The sequence below is a fragment of the Salinimicrobium oceani genome (genome assembly GCF_012037645.1).
This window is the reverse complement of record NZ_JAAVJR010001475.1, coordinates 1-304: the sequence shown is the minus strand read 5'-3', so window position 1 is coordinate 304 and position 304 is coordinate 1. Positions and strand designations below refer to the sequence as shown.

Below are 304 nucleotides of genomic sequence, written 5' to 3'. Positions count from 1 at the left end.
AAATATCACTATTTATCCTTTGCTCGACCTGCCGATCACAGGCGGAACCATTTGCCGAAATCCTCGAACAGGAGAAGTAGAATCTGAAGCTCTTTTAGACTCTAAACTTGATCCTTCAGAATTTGAAGTGAACTGGTTTTTCGACGGAGAACTCATCCATACCGGCCCAAAATATTCTGCTTCAGTAGCCGGAAAGTACACCGTAAGGACCAATAAACTGCAGCCGGAAGCAGGAGCAGCCTGCAATTACAAGGACACAGAGGTCACAGTAGAACATTCTGCCGTACCATTAATTAAAGCAACA

General features: G+C 44.4%; 1 protein-coding gene. It reads left to right on the top strand.

Translation table 11 applies throughout. The features are described from left to right. The coding region (locus tag HC175_RS22695; protein ID WP_168140050.1) for a hypothetical protein at window positions 1–304 on the top strand (304 nt) is incomplete at both ends.